The organism is Yoonia sp. SDW83-1 (assembly GCF_046762885.1).
GTDB lineage: Bacteria > Pseudomonadota > Alphaproteobacteria > Rhodobacterales > Rhodobacteraceae > Yoonia.
This window is the reverse complement of record NZ_JBKQXO010000013.1, coordinates 1-18,308: the sequence shown is the minus strand read 5'-3', so window position 1 is coordinate 18,308 and position 18,308 is coordinate 1. Positions and strand designations below refer to the sequence as shown.

The window sequence follows — 18,308 nt, the reverse complement described above, 5'->3', positions numbered from 1 at the left end:
TCAACCTTTTCAAACTTTTAGCTTGGATGCGCGCAACTGATTGCTTATAAAGATGTCACTGCTCGATAGGTTTCTTGCCTGTATGAAACCTGCCTCAATAACTTTACGCCCGCCTTGTGCGGGCGTTTTTTTGTGGGCTCTCGGGAACGTCGGGTGGCTTTTGCAGTTGCAGCATATAGACTGAGTCGCGACGCAAAGAATCGGAGCCAAAACATGTCACTCGCAGGAAAAACCGCCGTTATCACCGGATCGAACTCTGGCATTGGCCTTGGGGTTGCCCGTGAACTGGCCAAGGCAGGCGCAAACGTCGTTCTGAATTCCTTTACTGATCGCGAGGAAGACCACGCCCTGGCCGCCGAGATTGCCGATGTAACCGGGGTTGAAGCGAAATATGTGCAGGCGGATATGTCAAAGGCGGAGGATTGCCGCCGCCTGATCGTGGCAGCCGGCGGTTGCGACATTCTGGTCAACAATGCGGGCATTCAGCATGTGGCCCCCGTGCAGGAATTTCCGACCGAAAAGTGGGAGGCGATCATCGCCATCAACCTCACGTCGGCCTTTCATACGATTGCCGCCGCCGTGACAGGTATGCGCGAGGGCGGATATGGCCGGATCATCAACATTGCCTCGGCCCATGGGTTGACGGCCTCGCCCTATAAATCGGCCTATGTGGCGGCAAAACATGGCATTGTTGGTCTGACCAAGACCATCGGGCTTGAAACTGCGCAGGATCCGATCACCTGTAACGCAATCTGCCCCGGTTACGTGCTGACCCCGCTGGTGGAAAGCCAGATCCCGGACACGATGAAAGAATACAACATGTCCCGTGAGGATGTGATCAAGAACGTGATGCTGGAACGCCAACCGTCCAAGGAATTTGCCACGGTCGAACAGTTGGGTGGCACGGCGGTTTATCTTTGTTCTGATGCTGCAGCACAGGTCACCGGCACTACCATCAGCGTCGATGGTGGCTGGACCGCGCTATGAAGCGCATCAACCTGGCACTGCAGGGCGGCGGAGCGCATGGGGCGTTCACCTGGGGTGTGCTATGTGCGTTGTTGCATGACGAAGATATCGAAATCGCGGCGATTTCCGGCACATCAGCAGGGGCATTGAATGCCGCTGCGTTGAAATCCGGCTGGGTGGCCAATGGGCGCGAGGGCGCACTGGCCAATCTTGAATGGTTGTGGGAGCAGGTGGGTGCCATCACCGATCCGCGTTTTTCTGAATGGGTGTCGTCGCTGGCCCCGACGGCGCATGTCTGGGCCAAAGCGATGGAGTATTCGCCAGCCTATGCCGCGTTTGACATGACGACGCGGATGTTTTCGCCATATGTTTATGGGCCGACGATGCGCAATCCTCTGGAGCACATCGTCAACGAATTTCACTATGACGAGGTCTGCGCCAAGGATGGCCCCGCATTGCATATCTGCGCGACCAATGTCCGCAGCGGCAAGATCAGGGTGTTTTCCGGCGATGAGATCATGCCTGACGTGATCATGGCCTCTGCCTGTTTGCCCAGCCTGTTTCAGGCGGTTGAGTTCACGGATCCGAAGACTGGCCAGACAGAGGCATTCTGGGATGGCGGATATACCGGAAACCCGGCTTTATTTCCTTTGTTTGTCAATGAATTGCCGGACGATGTTCTGATCGTGAATATCAATCCATTGCACCGTGATGACCTGCCGACGGACAGCCAGTCGATCCAGAACCGTATCAACGAGATCAGCTTTAACAGCTCTCTCTTTCGCGAATTGCGGGCGATTGATTTTGTGAAGCGGTTGTTGGCCGACGGGTCGATCAAAAAGGGCACCATGAAGGATGTGCTGGTTCATATGATCGCTGATGACGGTCTGATGAACGAACTGAACGTGGCGACCAAGACAATACCAAATGCCGTGGTGCTTGCCCGGCTGAAAGAGGCAGGGGAGGCCGCAGCAGGTGCATTCCTGAAAGCGCATAAGAAAGATCTGGGCGAGCGCAGTACGGTCAATCTGACCGAGATGTTCAGCTGAGTAGTTTTGCGGCCAGCGCCCACATCACAAGCCCGATCAGAACGTCCAAAATGCGCCAGGCCCGCGCCGATTGCATCACCGGGGCCAACAGTCGCGCGCCGTAGCCGAGGCTGAAAAAGAATACGAAGGATGAGGTGACGGCCCCAATCCCAAAGGCGGTTTTTTCAGCCACATCCGTATATTGGGTCGACACCGCACCGACGAGGCCCAGCGTATCAAGATAGACATGCGGGTTCAGCCAGGTGAAGGCCGCGCCGGTGGCAAGCGTGGCCCAAAGGCTGGCGGATTGGCCTGATAGCTGCATCGCATATTCGCCTTTCCACGCCGCCCAAAGCCGCAATGCGCCATAGACGATCAGAAACGCAGCCCCGCCCCAGGCCATGATCTGCGGCAACATCGGGTAGAGCGTGACGATCACCCCGAACCCCAGCACGCCAGCGGTGATCAGGATCGCGTCGGATGTGGCACATAACAGGCAAAGCCAGAACACATGCGATCGGGCCAGCCCTTGCCGCAGCACAAACGCATTTTGTGCCCCGATGGCGAGGATTAGCGCGAACGCCGTGGCGAAACCGGTGGCAGCAGGGACGAACAGCACTTATTCAGCAGCGTGAGGGAGCGCTTCGACCTCTTTCCCGTTGGGATAGACAAGACCGGCAGAGATCACGAGTTTGGCTGCGTCCTCGACCGTCATGTCCAGCACTTGCACATCGCTGAGCGGCAGGAACAGCAGAAAGCCTGATGTGGGGTTCGGTGTTGTGGGCAGAAATACGGTCACAGTCGGCTCACCATTGGAGAGTTTGGCGTCAATCTCGCCCTTGGCATTGGTGGAGATGAAGGCGATGGCCCAGATGCCCCTGCGCGGATATTCAACCAGGCAAGCCTTGTCGAATGACGTGTCGCGTTGGGAAAAGACGGTTTCGGCGATCTGTTTGGCGGCGTTGTAGATGGAGCGGACAACAGGCGTCCGATCCACCAGCCGTTCACCGATTCCCAGAAAGGACCGCCCGATCAGGCCCTTGCCGATCCAACCGACGATGACCGTGAACAACAGGAAGATGACAACACCGATCCCGCGTACGTTGACGTCAATCCAGTTTTCGGGTGTCCGCCCCAGAAGCCGGTTCACGAGTTGTTCGGGCTGATAATAATCCGGGACAAATGGCCAGACCCAGCTGTCGACCCAGCCGACGACTGTCCAGATCAGCCAGAGTGTCAGGCCGATGGGAGCGACGATGATCAGACCGGCCAGAAAATTGCTGCGCAAACGGGAGATCAGTCCCGGACGCATGCGGCGCTTGTTTTCGGTCTGCTGCGGTTCGGCCATCAAATTCATCCAAAAAAACGTTTCAGATAATATCTATGCATTGCGGCGTGGGGCCACAAGCGCCCTGCGCGATCTGCCTCGCCTATTTGCCCATGGCGATGGCAATTTGTGCAGCCAGCCGGGCATTATTGCGCACAAGGGCGATATTGGCGGTCAGGGATCGCCCGTCAGTCAGTTCGAATATCCGCCCGAGCAGAAAGGGTGTCACCGCCTTGGCGCTGATGTTCTGTGCGTCCGCCTCGTCCAAAGCCTGATCAATGATCGGGGCCAGGGTCGCTGCGGGAATTTCATCCTTTTGCGGGATTGGGTTGGTGACCAGTTGCCCGCCTTTCAGGCCCATAGCTGTTCGTATCTGCTGTGCCTTGGCGATCTGGGTGGCGTCGTCCATTCGCAAGGGGGCCACCATATCCGATTGCGCCGACCAGAAGGCGGGCAGCATGTCCTGCCCATAGGCGATGACCGGCACGCCGAGAGTTTCCAGCACCTCGAAGGTTTTTGGCAGATCAAGGATGGCTTTGGCCCCGGCGGCAACAACCGTGACCGGTGTTTGCGCCAGTTCCTGCAGGTCGGCAGAGATGTCAAAACTGTCCTCGGCCCCGCGATGCACTCCGCCGATGCCACCGGTGGCAAAGACATGAATGCCCGCCAGATGGGCCGCGATCATCGTGGCGGCTACCGTGGTGGCGCCGGTGCCACCGGTAGCAATGCAGGCGGCCATATCGGCGCGCGAGAGTTTGGCAACGTTTTCTGCCTGTCCAAGCGTGTTCAGCTGGTCGGGCTCCAGCCCGATATGCAGGGTCCCGTTAAGAACGGCGATGGTCGCGGGTGTGGCCCCATGATCGCGCACGTCCTGTTCCACAATCCGTGCGGTTTCCACGTTCTGGGGGAACGGCATGCCGTGGGTAATGATCGTGCTTTCGAGTGCGACAATGGGACCGCCGGTGTCGCGGGCCGCCGCAACCTCCGCACTATACTGGATGGGGATCATAGGGGTGTTTCTCCGGACACGTAGGTGGCAGCCGCGTTCAGCGCCCGGGTGAGCGCGTTGGCCCGGTTCATATCCTGCGCTTCCGACGCGATATGTGCGGCCATAAAAGTGTCACCCGCGCCGGTCACCCGTGTCACCATGACCGCTGGTGGGGTTTGGGTGATGATATCGCCTGCAGTGCCTTCCGAGGCGGATTTTCCACCATCGGTGACAAGTACCCGATGCGCGCCCCGTTTGATCAGGGCCTCGGCTGCGGTTTCTGAATCGTCGAATGTCGTCTGGCAGAGCAACCCTGCCTCTTCGAGGTTCACATAGATCGTGGCCGAGGGGTGATCCAACAGCGCCAGCAGACGTTCCGCTTTTCCGGGGGAGGCGGGTGCGACGCGCAGATCAGCCTGCGTAAAGAGTGGAGAGTGCGCGATATCCTGCAGCAGCTCTTTGGTCAGGTTACCATCAAGCGCCACTGGGCCAGCGAAGGGTTTTTCTGGCGACCCAAGCGCCCCGTTGTCGAGCGCGCGCAAAATCTTGTCGCCTGCGGCCTCCAGCGAATGCGCGTCGGCGATGGCGGCGATCAGGCCGTTGGCGCCCTCAACGGCCATGTAGACATCAGTGGGCAGATCCTCGGACCGATAGATATGGTCGCAGATCATGCCCATGCGGGTCGCTTCGGCCACCAGTTCATCGCCTTCGGCATCACGTCCGATGGTGGTCAGCAGGGCAGGGGTCATGCCAAAGCGGCGCAAGGTCATAGCGATGTTCATCGCCACACCACCGGGCAGGCGCGTGATCCGCCCGGGCACGTCGGAGCCCACCCGCATATGGCTGGCCGCACGCCCGATCACGTCCCACAGCACAGAGCCGATGCAAAGAATATCAGGTGTTCGTGTCATGGCCGCCTTGTGGCGCAGCCGATGGTCATGCGCAAGTTACTCCGGCACCGCAAAGGTCAGGTTGGCCCAAAGGGTTTGCCAGACCGCGCCTGTCGCCTCGGCCATCTCTACACTGGGTTCGCGCAGGACAACCGCATCCACCATATAGGCATGGCCAGGTTTGACAGGAAAGGTTCCGATCCCCTGATCATCGGTACGATAGAGCATGATTTCAACCGACCCGTCAGGGGCTTTTTCAAACACCTCGATCTGTTCATCCGAGCGCAGGTTTTCGCGGTAGTGCAGTTGCACCCGCATACCGTCAGACAGATCGTCCGTATACGGGTTGGTCAGCGCCACCAGTTCGGTTTCAAGGCCGATCCGCCGGTCGGAGCCAGCGGCGTTGCCCACGCCGATCAGGGTCTTGGAATAACGGCCATAGGCTTCGGTGAAGTCTTCGGTTGGCAGCCCGCGGGCATCGTGCTGGCTGCGGACATCGCCGAAATCCTTGTGATCGACGAATTTCTGGAACTTCTCCCAATTCTCGTATTTCAAAGTGGACGTGCGTGCCTGATAGGCCACCACATTCAGCCCTTCGGCCAGCACGTCGCGGCGCAAGGCGGGCCGGTCACCAACCCGGCCTTCGATGCGATCTGCGGCGTCATCGGTAAATACCACGAAATTTACAATGTTTCGGGGGATGTAGGCCAGTTTTGTCCCTTCAAATTCCTCTCCATTGACAATATGCGCTTGAAGCATACCGTCCGGCGCAACCTGATAGGCGAGCGGTTCAAGCCACAGCTCATGGGCTGTCGCCGGGGCAGAGAGCAACGCAAGAATGAGAGAGAGAATGCGCATCACAAAATCCTTTTCGGTTCGTTCTAGGGTGTCCTTCTTCAAGGCGATGTCAAGCGCGGTTCTGCTGTGGTTCACGACCCTGTCAATGGTCGCCGCCCACGAGGTGCTGCCGTCGATCGCCGATATGGAAGAGGTGAATGGACGGCTGGTGTTTGACGTGCAGGCCAATCTGGAAAGCTTTGTCGCGGGCATTGACCTGACCGAGACCGAGGACACCAACGAAGCACCGCAAGCGACCACATATGATGAGTTGCGGGCGCTGGAGCCTGCGGTTTTGGAAGAGCGGTTTCGCGCCTTCTGGCCGCAGATGGCCGCCGGTTTGACTGTGACGGCAGATGGCGTGCCACTTACAGTCGAACTGGAGACCGTTGCGGTTGGTTCAGTGGGCAATGTCGATGTTGTGCGCGATTCGGAATTTACGTTCTCGGCCGCCTTGCCGGAAGGCGCCCGGAATGTGCAGGTGGGTTGGGACAAGGCATTTGGTGTGCTTGTAATCCGTCAGATGGGTGTCAATGCGCCCTATGATGGCTATCTGGAGGCAGGCGCGCAGAGCGATATGATCGCGTTGTCGGGGGGTGGTCAGCCCACCGGCTGGCAAAGCTTCCTCCGCTACATCCCCGTGGGCTTTGACCATATTGTACCCAAGGGCTTGGACCATATCCTGTTTGTGCTGGGCCTGTTTTTTCTGGCCGCGCGAATGCGCCCGCTGATCGTGCAGGTGTCGTTGTTCACGCTCGCCCATACCATCACGCTGGCACTAGCAGCGCTGGGTTATGTCAACATTTCCGGCGCGATTGTAGAGCCGCTGATCGCGGCCTCGATCGTGTTTGTGGCGGTTGAAAACGTCTTTACCCGCGGGATCAGTCCGTGGAGGCCTTTTGTCATCTTCGGGTTCGGGTTGTTGCACGGGCTGGGCTTTGCATCCGTGCTGGGCGAATTTGGCCTGCCGGATGGCACGTTTGTCCCAGCCCTGATCGGGTTCAACGTGGGGGTCGAGGTTGGCCAGCTGGCTGTGATCGCGGTGATGTTCCTGTGCGTCTGGCAGGCGCTGCGCGTGGACCGGGGCGAGAATGAGGTGGGGCAGGGCTTTGCCCTTTACGCTGTCTTGCTGGTTGCTGCAGGGGCACTGATCGCGCTGAACCCGGCTGGCCTGGCAGAGGCGGTGGAATCACCCGTCTGGCTTTTTGCCGCACCTCTGGCGGCGGTCTTTGTGCTGTGCATGATGTCGATCCAGTTCCGTGATCAACTGGAGGCCTATCGCCGGTTCGTGGCGATCCCCTGTTCGCTGGCGATTGCCGTCGTCGGGGCCTACTGGTTTGTTGAGCGGGTGTTTTTGTAAACAGCCGCAAACATCGCTTGCAATCATGACGGTGCGCGTCTATCAGGCGCGCACTTAATCCCGCAGGCGGGGGCGGGTGCGTTGGGGAGAAATCCCAAAGCATCCACCGGTTGGGCAGATGCCTGATCCCCCGCTGAGGCTTGAAACCGGAAAAGGAAAACGACATGGCTCTCCCCGAGTTCACCATGCGTCAGCTGCTTGAAGCAGGCGTACACTTTGGTCACCAGACCGCACGTTGGAACCCCAAGATGTCGCAGTACATCTATGGCTCGCGCAACGGCATCCATATCATGGACCTGACACAGACTGTTCCCATGCTGGATCAGGCGCTGCAGGTCATTCGCGATACCGTCGCAAAGGGCGGTCGCGTTCTGTTTGTCGGGACCAAGCGTCAGGCATCCAAGCCCATCATGGACGCCGCCGAGAAATCCGCACAGTTTTACATGAACCACCGCTGGCTGGGCGGTACGCTGACCAACTGGCAGACTGTTTCGCAGTCGATCAACCGCCTGAAAGCGATTGACGAGGCCGCAAGCAACGGTTTCGCGGGCCTGACCAAGAAAGAGCGTCTGGGCATGGAGCGCGAGCAGGGCAAACTTGAAGCATCGCTTGGCGGTATCCGCGAAATGGGCGGCACGCCTGACCTGTTGTTTGTCATTGACGTCAACAAAGAAGACTTGGCCATCGCCGAAGCCAAGAAACTGGGCATCCCGGTTGTGGCAGTGGTTGATACCAACTGTTCACCCGATGGTGTGGATTACATCATTCCGGGCAACGATGACGCCGCCCGCGCCATTGCGCTTTACACCGATCTTGCTGCCCGTGCTGCCCTTGACGGCATGACAGCACAGCTGGGTGCCGCTGGCGTTGACATGGGTGCCATGGAAGAGCTGGCCGAAGAAGTTGTTGCTGAAGAAGCTGCAGCCGACGCGACACCTGCGGCCGAAGAAGCGCCCGCTTCCTAAGCGTCACAGAACGGTCGGGCAGGGGCCATAAGCCCCGCCCGCTGACATTCAATTCCTTCCGAAGGAGAAGTAACATGGCAATCACCGCTGCAATGGTGAAAGAGCTGCGCGACAGCACAGGCGCAGGCATGATGGACGCCAAGAAGGCGCTGACCGAAAATGATGGCGACATCGAAGCCGCCGTTGACTGGCTGCGCACAAAGGGCCTGGCCAAGGCCGCCAAGAAATCCGGCCGGACGGCTGCCGAGGGTCTGGTTGCCGTCGCCGTTGACGGTGGCAAGGGTGTTGCGGTTGAAGTGAACTCTGAAACCGATTTTGTTGCCAAGAATGCTGATTTCCAGAAAATGGTTGCTGGGATCGCCAAGGTTGCATTGGGCACCTCTGATATCGACGGTCTGAAAGCGGCCGATATGGGCGGCAAGACAGTTGAACAGACGGTGACTGACGCAGTCGCAGTGATCGGTGAGAACATGTCCGTGCGCCGCATGGCGACGCTGGAAGGCGGCAAGGTTGTGACCTATGTCCACAACGCTGCTGCTGATGGCATGGGCAATATCGGCGTTCTGGTTGCGATCGATGGCGACAATGAGGCGTTCGGTCGTCAGGTCGCGATGCATATCGCAGCCGCAAACCCCGCATCGCTTTCCGAAGACGATCTTGACCCTGCTGTCGTTGAAAAGGAAAAGCAGGTTCAGATGGATATCGCGCGCGAAAGCGGAAAGCCTGAGGCCGTAATCGAAAAGATGATCGTGGGTCGGATGAAGAAATACATGGCCGAGGTCACATTGCTGAACCAGCAATTCGTCGTGAATCCTGATCTGACAGTGGCAAAGGCGGCCGAAGAAGCCGGTGTTGAGATCACCGGTTTTGTCCGCCTTGAGGTCGGTGAAGGCATCGAAGTCGAAAAAGAAGATTTCGCCGCCGAAGTCGCCAAGATGAACGGTTAAGCTGTCAAAGCAACTATAATCAGGGCCGCCCTCGCCACCGCGACGGGCGGCCTTTTTCATTTGGTCTGTCGTGATCACAATACATGCTGCGGCACCGCACTCGGGAGAAATGCGGTGCCGCTCGATGTACCCATGCCTGCCCATTCGGGACGGGGGCAGACATGCATCGTTGCCGACACTCTTAGGCAAACCCAGAGCGCCGACGTCCGGTTGAACCGGCACGGACAATAGAGCCTTGTAATCGCAAGGGTTATAGCCGCTGTTCCCAGGCCTAAGGCCACCACTCACGGAACAACCTCAGTTTGGCTTTTTACCTAGCGTTAGGAAAGTCAGGGAAACCTGACCATGACGCAGGTTTATGATTTTTCCCCTTGCGTCACTTGCAATAATGCTGCGTCAGGCCTCAACATCGACGATGAACATCTGGTTGTAGAACGCCGCTTTCAGCACTGCCTGGGCGGTGGTTTCCACATCCAGCGCCTCGCGCGCCAGCCGCAGGTGTTTCTCAATCGTTGCCGGTGTCAGTTCCAGCAGGATCGCGATATCCTGCGTGGTTTTACCGTCACCGACCCATTGCAGCACCTCGCGTTGCCGCTTGGTCAGGCTACGTTCGCCGGTATAGGGCAGGGTGAGCAGTTTGAGGTGCATCACATTGTTCATGACGATGATTTCGTCACCATGTTTCGCCCATGTCTGTTCAACCGCATCCTGTGTCAGACCCGCCTTGGCTGTCAGCGCAATCGCCGCCTTGGTTCGCTCTGAAATGGAACGGAAGCTGATGGTATAGCCTGCCGTCACATTCATCTGTTTGTTGAATTCCATGACCCGCATTTCGCTGGGCGTCAAATTGTCCACCCGGCTCATGTCCATCATCCAGCGCCAGCTGCAGGCGCCGTCATTAGCCAGTGCCCATTTCAGCATCGGGGCGTGATAGTAAAAGCCCTCGTCAAAGAAAACCTTCATGTATTCAGGGCTTTGCGTGGATAACAGCACCCAATCCTGCGGATCCCCCAAGGAGCTTGAGGTGCGGTAACGGGTGTAGCCATACATCAGCCGGTCAAACCCGTAGGTTTCCATTTGCTTGGTATGCAGGTTCCACAGTTCTTCGACCGTGCGGGCATTTGTCAGCCGGTCAAGCTGTTTGACAAAACTGCTCATTGATCGTCTCCCAGATAGGCCAGAAGGGCGTCCATCGCCAAAGGATAGCCCGCAGCGCCAAAGCCGCAGATCTGGCCGATGGCCACGGACGAGATATAGGAATGGTGCCTGAATGGCTCTCGCGCATGAATATTCGACAGATGAAGTTCGACAACCGGCAGCGCGCAGGATGAAATCGCGTCCATCAGGGCGATGGATGTGTGGGTATAACCGCCCGCATTCAGGATCACCCCAGTATGTACACCGCGTGCTGCATGCAGCGCGTCGATCAGCGCGCCCTCATGGTTGGACTGCTGAAACACCAAGCCCACGCCAAGGCTTTCGGCCTTTGCCTTACACATCGCTTCGATGTCTTTCAGGGTCGTCGGGCCATAGACCTCTGGCTGGCGCGTGCCCAGAAGGTTCAGGTTAGGACCGTTGAGAATGAGTATGGAGCGGGTCATGGCCTTGCTCTAACATCTTAATTCAATTGGTCAAAGTTGAAATGGTATCATCTTATCGGTGCGGCAATGCGTGTCGCATCATGCTGGTTGCATGATCGTAATCGCCTTGTCTGTGCCGAGGCGCACAATATCGCGGTCGTAAAGCCGATCCAGATGCGCGCGTTCCCAATCCTGCCAGGGGTCAAAGGGCGGATCGTCGGGATAGGATTTCAGAACCGCCTGAAGCGTCTCTCTTTTCACCTTGGCCCCGTCGGATTTCATCAGCAAGCCAAGCTCAGCCACCGCGCGGTTTGAGATAGCGGGCCCCTTTTTGCTGCGCTTTCCTGTTTCCAGCGAGGTGGCATCGATCTTTTCCCCAACCAGATGCTGCAGAAGGGGCGTCATGCCAGCTGTCGCCTGATCAAATCCTTCGAAACGCCAGAGTATGATTTTGGACCGCGGCAACTGCGATCTGATCGGGCGCACGACGTCATGCCAACCTGACAGCCGCTTGAAAACCGCATCGCACATGGATTGGGGTGTCACGAAATCGGTATCGTGCCTTTTCAGGTCTGCGATGTAATCAAGGTAAAGTGCCGTGAAAAAATCAGCGTAGTTGCGCACCACCAGATGGATTTCATTGACGGCGAAAGGGATCTGTTGCGCAACCACCTTCATGATCGGGCCGGCATGGCGATAGAGCTGGCCGGTCTTGATGGCAGGCCGGATGGACCCGGCAATATTCTGATCGGTCAGGATCAGCCGGTCTGGACCGTCTTTCTTGACCTGATCAAAAAACCGCCCCGTCACCTTGCGCAACTTCCGGTCATCCATCACCGTTTGCCGGCTGCCCCCTGCATTCTGCTGGCAGGGTGCGGTGAAATTCTTGCGCATATGCCGATGATGGACCGCGTTGATACCCCGCTTTTGCAGGGCGTCTTCGTTGCGATCCAAAATCTTGTGCAGTCCGGCGGCACCGGTCTTGTGAAACCCCGCATGCAGGACGATATAGGGGTCAGGCATTCGCCGCCTTCTTTCGCGCCGCGCCGCCAACGTCGGTTTCTTGCAATGCCACGCGGAATTCCGGCCAACCCTCTCGCCCCTGCAGTTCTTCGATCTTGGCGATGTGCCAGTCGCAAGCCTTGCGGTGCAGATCGGCCAGAACCGGGTCGGTCAGAAGCCGTTCATATTCTGCCTTGGCGGCGGGCAGGCGTTTGAGAATGCTGTCATCATATTCGTGATTGGCGTTCATATGCCGCCAGTAATCGAGCCCCTGATCCGAGTTGATATGGTTCGTTCGTCCCCGGTCCCGTTTGACCAGAAAACTGTCGATGGAACGGACGGAATAGTGATGCAGCCGGGCAAATTCATGCGAGAACCCCCTATGGGCCGACCATTTGGCCTTGTGATAGGCGGTTGGCATTTCCTGTCCGCCCGCGTCGACCCAGCGCAGATCCTTTGCCCCCTCGGCTAGGAGAGGGCGATGGATTTTCATGCGCACGAATTTTTCGTTGTTGCGCATCATGGTTTTCATGCCGGAGGCGCGATAGTTCGGATACCGATCCTCGGGTGCGGCCCACAGGAACTGTTCGGTCACGAATTCGGGCTGATATTCGACAACACCGCCATTTCCAAACAGCTTCCAGCAGAACGAAATCGCATCGACATCGCCAGTCGCCGCAAGAAGGTCATTCAGATGCCCGTCGCCCACCCGGATGTTCAGAAACTCATCCACATCCGCGCACATCAGCCAATCGGCCTTCTGCGTGTAGGGGTGTGTTTCTGACGCGCGTAGGGCCTTGCGCTGTGGGCTGTGATGCTTGCGTAACTGATTGACCTCATGTTTGGCGAGGCCAAGTTCCTCAAGCCGCATGATGATCTTGTCGGTCCCGTCATCGCAATTGTTGGTGTAGACGGTGAAACCGGTAAACCCGATGGCGCGGTGATAGGCGATCCATTCCAGAATGAACGGCCCTTCGTTCTTCATGGTGGTAAAGATCGTGAACTTCTCGTCGCTGGCAGGGGGCTTGCGCTTTTTCGTTGCCGGAACCGCCGCAGGCCCCTTGGCCGCACGAAAGGCAGTGCGGACCCGTTCCGCCATCGTGTCCCGCCCTGCGTCAGCGTAATAAGCGCTCAGCGCGCCAGCATACCAAGGCAGATCACGCCGCCGACGATAAAGCTTGTAGAACATGTCCGGCGTCAGCTTGCCCAGCATGCCTGCCGTCATGATCGTTTTCAGCGCATCGATCTTGCGCAGGAAGACGGCCGATTTATGGTTTGAAAAGAAGCACTTGTAGGCCGTGACATTCGGCCCCTGCAGCCGTTCGAAATGGCGTTTGTCGGGTTCGTGATAAGGGTCATAGAACACGCTGACCGGCCCGGCCTGATCCAGCAGCCCTTGCGCATCGCCGAGGGGTAGGGTCCAATCCTGCCGTCGCCCGCGCAGATAACGTTCTTCCCACGGCACCAGATTGGTGTCGAGCGTCGATTGTGGATTGAAAGCCAGAACATGGGCACCGGGTGCCAGCGAGGAAAACACGAGCGCACCAAAGGCCCCCATGGAGGTGCCGGTAAACACCACCCGGTCGTAGCCTTGAAAGAACCCGTCCTTCGCCAACCGCTGCATTCGCGCAATCAGGTCAGCATCGCGAAACCAGAACGGGCCATTGGCCATGACGCCCAGATGCGACACCTGCTGGTCAGCGGCGAATTTGAAGGCCCATGGCACACGGCCCGGGCTTTTATCGTTGATGTTCGACAGGTTGTCGAAAGTCACCAGCAGTACCGGTCGCAACCGTTTGACGAACATCAGCGAATGGCGGGCTGTCTTTTCCAGAAAACCCTGCCCGTCGCCACCGGGGGCAAGGTCTGCAAACCAGAGCGGTTGCTGGATCGTCGCCGCAGCGTCGCCCGCAACATCATCCGGGGTATCCGTCTCGGCGGCATCGTCATTTGTTGTGTTTTTGGTTTTCATCTACGGACCGATACGACTTGTTCCAAACCTTTGATATCACGCAGGCAAAAGCATCCTCCGGCCTCGCTTTTCTGACCTGACACCGCCTGCATCTGAGCCCTTGCCAATACTACATCGCCTGCAACAGATATAGTGCAGGAAATGCATTACTTTTTGACTATTGATCAATCGTCACGTTGTAAGCTGCGGAGTGCAGAAGGGCCAAAGCGCCGGCGGGTTGGGCTGGTCCGGATGGCAGTTATCGCATATGTGGTTGGATCGACGATATTGCCTTGGCAGCGCCACAAAAACAGCGAACTTGGGCAGGACATATCAGATAACAAATCATGGGTCGTGCTGAGGACAAGATGAGTAAACTACCGCCGGTTGGCGCACTTTGGATTGGTGGATCCCTGACATGGCTTGAACAGCTCTGCCTGAAGTCATTCGTGGCGCATGGGCATGAGACCACATTGTTCACTTACGGCGATGTTAAAGGAGTGCCGGAGGAAGTGAAAGTCCGCGACGGTCGCGAGATTTTGGATACGGACAACTTCGTCAGGCACGCACGGACTGAGAGCGTCGCTTTGTTTTCCGATCTTTTTCGATTCCATATGATCAAGAAGATACCCGGGATTATCTATGTCGATACAGACGTCTATTGCCTGCGACCGGTCGACATGGATGAACAGAACCTATTTGGATACGAATCCATGGAGCGAGAGCGGGGTCGCTTGAACGGAGCCATCTTGCGGCTTGCACCTGATTCACCTCTGCTTGAAGGAATGCTCAAATTCATGGAAGACGAGTTTCCTTTGCCTCAGTGGCTCAGTCCCGCGATGCGGCGCGAAGCAAGCGAACGTCGCCTGGACGGGAACCCCATGCACGTGTCCGAGATGCCTTGGGGGATATGGGGACCTTTGGGTATCTCGAGCGTGGCCCGACAAACGGGTGAAATCAAACATGCAAAGTTGCCCGAATACTTCTATCCGGTCCACTTCAAGGAGCGTCGAAAACTTTTCCGGCGACCGATTGAAGTGCAGCGTTGCCTAACGGACAATTCATACACAATTCATATGTGGGCTCCGATCAAGCGCTTCTCAGCAAAACGCTTTGCGGGTCTTTGCCCTCCCTATAGTTATATAGGCCACCAGCTCGCGCTGCATGGTGTGGATCCGGAACGCGCGCCGGCGATGCATAACCTTGCCACCCAACAGGATTGATTAACGCAAAGTAATTGTGGGTAACTGTCACCTAAGCTAATCACAGCGGTAATTTACAAGCAGAGGAAACGCAGATGAAAATTGCGGTCGCCGGCCTGGGCTATGTTGGCCTGTCCAATGCAGTTCTGCTGGCGCAGAACCATACTGTCGTGGCGGTCGACATTGATGCGGATCGGGTTGCGCAAGTCAACAAGGGAAAATCCTGCATCGATGATGACGATATCTCTGATTTCCTGGCCGAAAAGACACTTGATCTGACAGCCACCACTGACCCGCAGACCGCTTTTGATCAGGCGGACTTCGTGATCGTTGCCACGCCGACAAACTATGACACCAAGACCAACCGGTTCGACACATCCAGCGTGGAAGATGTTATTCGACAGGTGCGCAACGTCGCACCACGGGCCGTCATCATCATCAAATCGACGGTGCCAGTCGGGTTTGTCGCTGAAATGCGTGCCGCAACCGATTATAACAACATCATTTTTTCACCGGAATTCCTGCGCGAGGGCAGGGCGCTTTATGACAATCTTTATCCATCACGGATCGTGGTGGGCGATCACAGTGATGCGGCAAGGCGTTTCGCCGACCTTCTGGTAGAGGGGGCGATCAAAACCGATATGCCGGTTCTATTCACCAGCCCGACAGAAGCGGAAGCTATCAAGCTGTTTTCAAACACTTTTCTTGCGATGCGTGTGGCGTATTTCAACGAACTCGATAGCTATGCCATTGCCCATGGCCTGAATACGCGCGAGGTGATCGAGGGTGTCAGCCTAGACCCGCGTGTTGGTGGGCACTACAACAACCCGTCCTTTGGCTATGGTGGATACTGTTTGCCCAAGGATACCAAGCAGTTACTGGCTAATTATGATCAAGTGCCGCAAAGCCTGATTGCCGCAATCGTGCAATCGAACCGGACCCGCAAGGATTTCATTTCAGACCAGATTATTGCAAAAAAACCAAGTGTGGTAGGGGTTTATAGGCTGGTTATGAAGGCCGGTTCCAGCAATTTTCGCGACAGTTCCATTCAGGGGATCATGAAACGGATCAAGGCCAAGGGGATCGAATGTATCGTCTATGAACCGGTCCTGGAAGATGATCGTTTCTTCCATAGCCGCGTGGTGCGCGATCTTGACGCTTTCAAGCAAGAGGCTGATCTGATCTTGGCCAATCGACTAGCGGATGATGTGCGCGATGTGGCGCACAAGGTCTACACCCGCGATCTGTTCGAGGTGGACTGATGGCGCGACGGACAGTTCTGGTCACCGGTGCCGCGGGATTTATCGGTTATCATCTGTCCAGGCTTCTGCTGGACGAAGGGTTAACGGTCGTAGGGCTGGATAACCACAACGACTATTACGATCCGACGTTGAAGGCTGCACGCGAAGCTGATTTGCTTCGAAACGGCAACTACTTATCCGTCAAAGCGAATGTAGAAGAGCAGGGGCGTCTGATAGGGCTGTTTGAGGCGCATCGCCCGGATGTCGTGGTCCATCTGGCCGCGCAGGCCGGCGTCAGATACTCGATCGACAATCCGCGCGCCTATACCGAAGCCAATCTGCTGGGCACATTTGAGTTGCTTGAGGCCGCGCGGGCCTTTCCGCCCAGACATACGATGATCGCCTCAACCAGCTCTGTCTATGGTGCCAATACCGCAATGCCATACCGGGAAACCGACAAGGTAGACAGCCAGATGTCCTACTACGCGGCAACTAAAAAAGCGACCGAGGCGATGTCACACAGCTATGCGCACCTCTTTGGCTGTCCTGTAACAATGTTCCGGTTCTTTACGGTCTATGGGCCGTGGGGGCGTCCGGATATGGCGCCATATCTGTTTACATCTGCGATTTTTGACGGCCGACCCATCAAGGTCTTTAATCACGGCGACATGCAGCGCGACTTCACCTACGTCGTCGATCTGGTGCGCGGCATCAGGTTGCTGATGGATGCGATCCCTGAACGACCCGATGATGGGACGGTGCCGGAGGGCGACAGCTTGTCGCCAGTGGCGCCGTGGCGGGTCGTCAATATCGGCAATGGCGGCGCTGTAAGACTGCTCGATTTCATCGGCGCGATTGAGCAGGCTGCCGGACGGAAGGCCGAAAAACAAATGCTACCAATCCAACCCGGCGACGTACCAGCAACCTGGGCCGATACAACATTGTTAAGGCAGTTGACCGGCTATGCACCGAAAACCAGCGTTATCGAAGGAGCCAAGTCCTATGTTGACTGGCATCGGGATTACTATGCGGTCAACTAATTGACTTATTTTTTTACATAATACTGATTATGCGCCCAAAACTGATCTACTGACGTCACTGTTAATGTCCCTTAAAAATGGGACTCCTATTTTGAGACTCAATTTATCGCTCGAGAGCGATCAAGCTGCTTACGTTGGTAGCGCTAGTCTAGCGATGTTGAGGATGTGTCTTTCCAACTGATTGTAAGAATGTCGGGACATTAGTTCACGGATCCGATGCAGTGGCGTAGTGCCTTTCTCAAAACCAAACACATTGGATGCGTCTTCCAGCATACTGATCACGATGGCCAGTGCTTTACGGCGCTCGACCAGATGACAGACATGAAATGGATGCTGAAGATGGCGTGTCGCGAAGCCAAGCTTTGTGATCGATGGAAAATACGCGCTGTTAAACATATCGACGGGACAGAGATGATTGGGGTTCTCTGCTTGGAGCAAGCCGTCAAGCAACTTGGAGAACTCGGACGCGATACGCTGCCCTTTTGAACGCCCCGCCCGCCGTTTGATAGTTTTCAGAAAGAACCGCTCGTATTTTGCGATCATGTTCCAAGCCGTGTGTAGAACTGGATCTGCATTCCAATCATGCGCATGTTTGTCAGCAACAAAATCATATCCCAGCCGGCCATCAAGCGGCGTATGGCAATGTGGGCAGATCAGTGCCATCTGATCCCGATACAAGGCGTAATCTGGGCTTGGCACAAAATGGTAGCATGTCTGGCAGCGCCCAATCAGCGGTCGCTGGTGAAGCTGACATATGGTGCTGAAGGCAAGCGACCATTCGGGACGCAAAAAGTGATGTCCACCCTCCGCTCTGTCTTCCATTAAGCAAAGCGGACACCAGCCAAACTGGAGCTGTTCGTTCGACGTTTCTTCCTTTGTCTCTGGGTTCTTGGCCTGCTGCCGGTTTTGTGGACGGCAACTTAAGCTTTCATTGCTCGCTCCTCGAATGTCATAGGGCTTAGATAGCCGATGGTCGAGTGGCGG

General features: G+C 56.7%; 17 protein-coding genes and 1 pseudogene. 8 read left to right on the top strand and 10 right to left on the bottom strand.

Annotated features, from left to right (window positions below; genetic code table 11):
- Positions 1–213: 213 nt before the first annotated feature.
- Together ACFWW4_RS16465 and ACFWW4_RS16460 are read left to right on the top strand one after the other, a co-directional pair.
- Positions 214–987, top strand: coding sequence for a 3-hydroxybutyrate dehydrogenase (locus ACFWW4_RS16465; RefSeq protein ID WP_393928397.1), 774 nt, complete (start codon positions 214–216; stop codon positions 985–987).
- Entirely contained in the window at positions 984–2,015 is a 1,032-nt protein-coding gene (locus ACFWW4_RS16460; RefSeq protein ID WP_411891866.1) for a patatin-like phospholipase family protein, read from the top strand. Before ACFWW4_RS16465 ends, ACFWW4_RS16460 begins: the two co-directional genes overlap by 4 nt.
- On the opposite strand, the gene ACFWW4_RS16455 is transcribed toward ACFWW4_RS16460, so the two are convergent.
- From ACFWW4_RS16455 to ACFWW4_RS16435, 5 genes are all read right to left on the bottom strand, one after another.
- The gene (locus ACFWW4_RS16455) at positions 2,008–2,610 is read right to left on the bottom strand and encodes a LysE/ArgO family amino acid transporter (protein WP_411891964.1); all 603 of its coding nucleotides are present in this window, start codon (positions 2,608–2,610) and stop codon (positions 2,008–2,010) included. The genes ACFWW4_RS16460 and ACFWW4_RS16455 overlap by 8 nt on opposite strands.
- A gap of 3 nt (positions 2,611–2,613) precedes the next feature.
- The gene (locus ACFWW4_RS16450) at positions 2,614–3,342 is read right to left on the bottom strand and encodes a DUF502 domain-containing protein (protein WP_393928395.1); all 729 of its coding nucleotides are present in this window, start codon (positions 3,340–3,342) and stop codon (positions 2,614–2,616) included.
- Between the two features lie 82 nt (positions 3,343–3,424).
- Positions 3,425–4,330 carry a pseudouridine-5'-phosphate glycosidase gene (locus ACFWW4_RS16445; protein WP_411891865.1) on the bottom strand — a complete coding sequence of 302 codons (906 nt, stop codon included), beginning with the start codon at positions 4,328–4,330 and terminating at the stop codon, positions 3,425–3,427.
- A complete protein-coding gene (locus ACFWW4_RS16440) occupies positions 4,327–5,220 on the bottom strand; it encodes a PfkB family carbohydrate kinase (RefSeq protein WP_411891864.1) in 894 nt (297 codons plus the stop codon). Before ACFWW4_RS16440 ends, ACFWW4_RS16445 begins: the two co-directional genes overlap by 4 nt.
- A gap of 36 nt (positions 5,221–5,256) precedes the next feature.
- Positions 5,257–6,057 carry a DUF4198 domain-containing protein gene (locus tag ACFWW4_RS16435; RefSeq protein ID WP_411891863.1) on the bottom strand — a complete coding sequence of 267 codons (801 nt, stop codon included), beginning with the start codon at positions 6,055–6,057 and terminating at the stop codon, positions 5,257–5,259.
- On the opposite strand from ACFWW4_RS16435, the gene ACFWW4_RS16430 reads away from it, so the two are divergent.
- From ACFWW4_RS16430 to tsf, 3 genes are all read left to right on the top strand, one after another.
- Positions 6,050–7,396, top strand: a complete 1,347-nt coding sequence (locus ACFWW4_RS16430) for a HupE/UreJ family protein (RefSeq protein ID WP_411891862.1) — start codon at positions 6,050–6,052, stop codon at positions 7,394–7,396. The genes ACFWW4_RS16435 and ACFWW4_RS16430 overlap by 8 nt on opposite strands.
- A 164-nt stretch (positions 7,397–7,560) precedes the next feature.
- Positions 7,561–8,361, top strand: coding sequence for a 30S ribosomal protein S2 (rpsB, locus tag ACFWW4_RS16425; protein WP_411891861.1), 801 nt, complete (start codon positions 7,561–7,563; stop codon positions 8,359–8,361).
- A gap of 74 nt (positions 8,362–8,435) precedes the next feature.
- Complete coding sequence (gene tsf / locus ACFWW4_RS16420) at positions 8,436–9,308, top strand: translation elongation factor Ts (RefSeq protein WP_411891860.1); 873 nt, start codon at positions 8,436–8,438, stop codon at positions 9,306–9,308.
- Positions 9,309–9,704: 396 nt separating this feature from the next.
- Here the strand turns inward: tsf and ACFWW4_RS16415 are convergent, their stop codons facing one another.
- From ACFWW4_RS16415 to ACFWW4_RS16400, 4 genes and pseudogenes are all read right to left on the bottom strand, one after another.
- Positions 9,705–10,466, bottom strand: a complete 762-nt coding sequence (locus ACFWW4_RS16415; protein ID WP_411891859.1) for an autoinducer binding domain-containing protein — start codon at positions 10,464–10,466, stop codon at positions 9,705–9,707.
- A complete protein-coding gene (gene aroQ, locus ACFWW4_RS16410) occupies positions 10,463–10,909 on the bottom strand; it encodes a type II 3-dehydroquinate dehydratase (protein ID WP_411891858.1) in 447 nt (148 codons plus the stop codon). The genes ACFWW4_RS16415 and aroQ overlap by 4 nt, the downstream gene beginning before the upstream one ends.
- A gap of 78 nt (positions 10,910–10,987) precedes the next feature.
- Positions 10,988–11,911 carry a hypothetical protein gene (locus tag ACFWW4_RS16405; RefSeq protein WP_411891857.1) on the bottom strand — a complete coding sequence of 308 codons (924 nt, stop codon included), beginning with the start codon at positions 11,909–11,911 and terminating at the stop codon, positions 10,988–10,990.
- Positions 11,912–12,359: 448 nt separating this feature from the next.
- Positions 12,360–12,875: pseudogene (locus tag ACFWW4_RS16400) on the bottom strand (glycosyltransferase family 2 protein); the annotation flags it as partial.
- Between the two features lie 1,334 nt (positions 12,876–14,209).
- Here ACFWW4_RS16400 and ACFWW4_RS16395 point away from each other — a divergent pair.
- From ACFWW4_RS16395 to ACFWW4_RS16385, 3 genes are all read left to right on the top strand, one after another.
- Positions 14,210–15,064 carry a hypothetical protein gene (locus tag ACFWW4_RS16395; protein ID WP_411891856.1) on the top strand — a complete coding sequence of 285 codons (855 nt, stop codon included), beginning with the start codon at positions 14,210–14,212 and terminating at the stop codon, positions 15,062–15,064.
- 74 nt (positions 15,065–15,138) lie between these two features.
- Positions 15,139–16,305 (top strand): nucleotide sugar dehydrogenase, encoded by a 1,167-nt coding sequence (locus ACFWW4_RS16390; RefSeq protein ID WP_411891855.1) that lies wholly within the window; start codon positions 15,139–15,141, stop codon positions 16,303–16,305.
- Positions 16,305–17,324, top strand: coding sequence for an SDR family NAD(P)-dependent oxidoreductase (locus ACFWW4_RS16385; RefSeq protein WP_411891854.1), 1,020 nt, complete (start codon positions 16,305–16,307; stop codon positions 17,322–17,324). The genes ACFWW4_RS16390 and ACFWW4_RS16385 overlap by 1 nt, the downstream gene beginning before the upstream one ends.
- Before the next feature lie 129 nt (positions 17,325–17,453).
- Here the strand turns inward: ACFWW4_RS16385 and ACFWW4_RS16380 are convergent.
- Positions 17,454–18,308, bottom strand: an 855-nt coding sequence (locus ACFWW4_RS16380; RefSeq protein WP_411891853.1) for a TniQ family protein, incomplete at its 5' end; no start/stop codon positions are given.

Bases quoted from the DNA above. Each gene is read 5' to 3' on its own strand.
- ACFWW4_RS16445 (WP_411891865.1), bottom strand. From the start codon at position 4,330: ATGATCCCCATCCAGTATAGTGCGGAGGTTGCGGCGGCCCGCGACACC.
- ACFWW4_RS16435 (WP_411891863.1), bottom strand. From the start codon at position 6,057: ATGCGCATTCTCTCTCTCATTCTTGCGTTGCTCTCTGCCCCGGCGACA.
- ACFWW4_RS16405 (WP_411891857.1), bottom strand. From the start codon at position 11,911: ATGCCTGACCCCTATATCGTCCTGCATGCGGGGTTTCACAAGACCGGT.
- ACFWW4_RS16390 (WP_411891855.1), top strand. From the start codon at position 15,139: ATGAAAATTGCGGTCGCCGGCCTGGGCTATGTTGGCCTGTCCAATGCA.
- ACFWW4_RS16465 (WP_393928397.1), top strand. From the start codon at position 214: ATGTCACTCGCAGGAAAAACCGCCGTTATCACCGGATCGAACTCTGGC.
- aroQ (WP_411891858.1), bottom strand. From the start codon at position 10,909: ATGACCCGCTCCATACTCATTCTCAACGGTCCTAACCTGAACCTTCTG.
- ACFWW4_RS16415 (WP_411891859.1), bottom strand. From the start codon at position 10,466: ATGAGCAGTTTTGTCAAACAGCTTGACCGGCTGACAAATGCCCGCACG.
- ACFWW4_RS16450 (WP_393928395.1), bottom strand. From the start codon at position 3,342: ATGGCCGAACCGCAGCAGACCGAAAACAAGCGCCGCATGCGTCCGGGA.
- tsf (WP_411891860.1), top strand. From the start codon at position 8,436: ATGGCAATCACCGCTGCAATGGTGAAAGAGCTGCGCGACAGCACAGGC.
- ACFWW4_RS16430 (WP_411891862.1), top strand. From the start codon at position 6,050: ATGCGCATCACAAAATCCTTTTCGGTTCGTTCTAGGGTGTCCTTCTTC.
- ACFWW4_RS16385 (WP_411891854.1), top strand. From the start codon at position 16,305: ATGGCGCGACGGACAGTTCTGGTCACCGGTGCCGCGGGATTTATCGGT.
- ACFWW4_RS16395 (WP_411891856.1), top strand. From the start codon at position 14,210: ATGAGTAAACTACCGCCGGTTGGCGCACTTTGGATTGGTGGATCCCTG.
- ACFWW4_RS16460 (WP_411891866.1), top strand. From the start codon at position 984: ATGAAGCGCATCAACCTGGCACTGCAGGGCGGCGGAGCGCATGGGGCG.
- ACFWW4_RS16440 (WP_411891864.1), bottom strand. From the start codon at position 5,220: ATGACACGAACACCTGATATTCTTTGCATCGGCTCTGTGCTGTGGGAC.
- rpsB (WP_411891861.1), top strand. From the start codon at position 7,561: ATGGCTCTCCCCGAGTTCACCATGCGTCAGCTGCTTGAAGCAGGCGTA.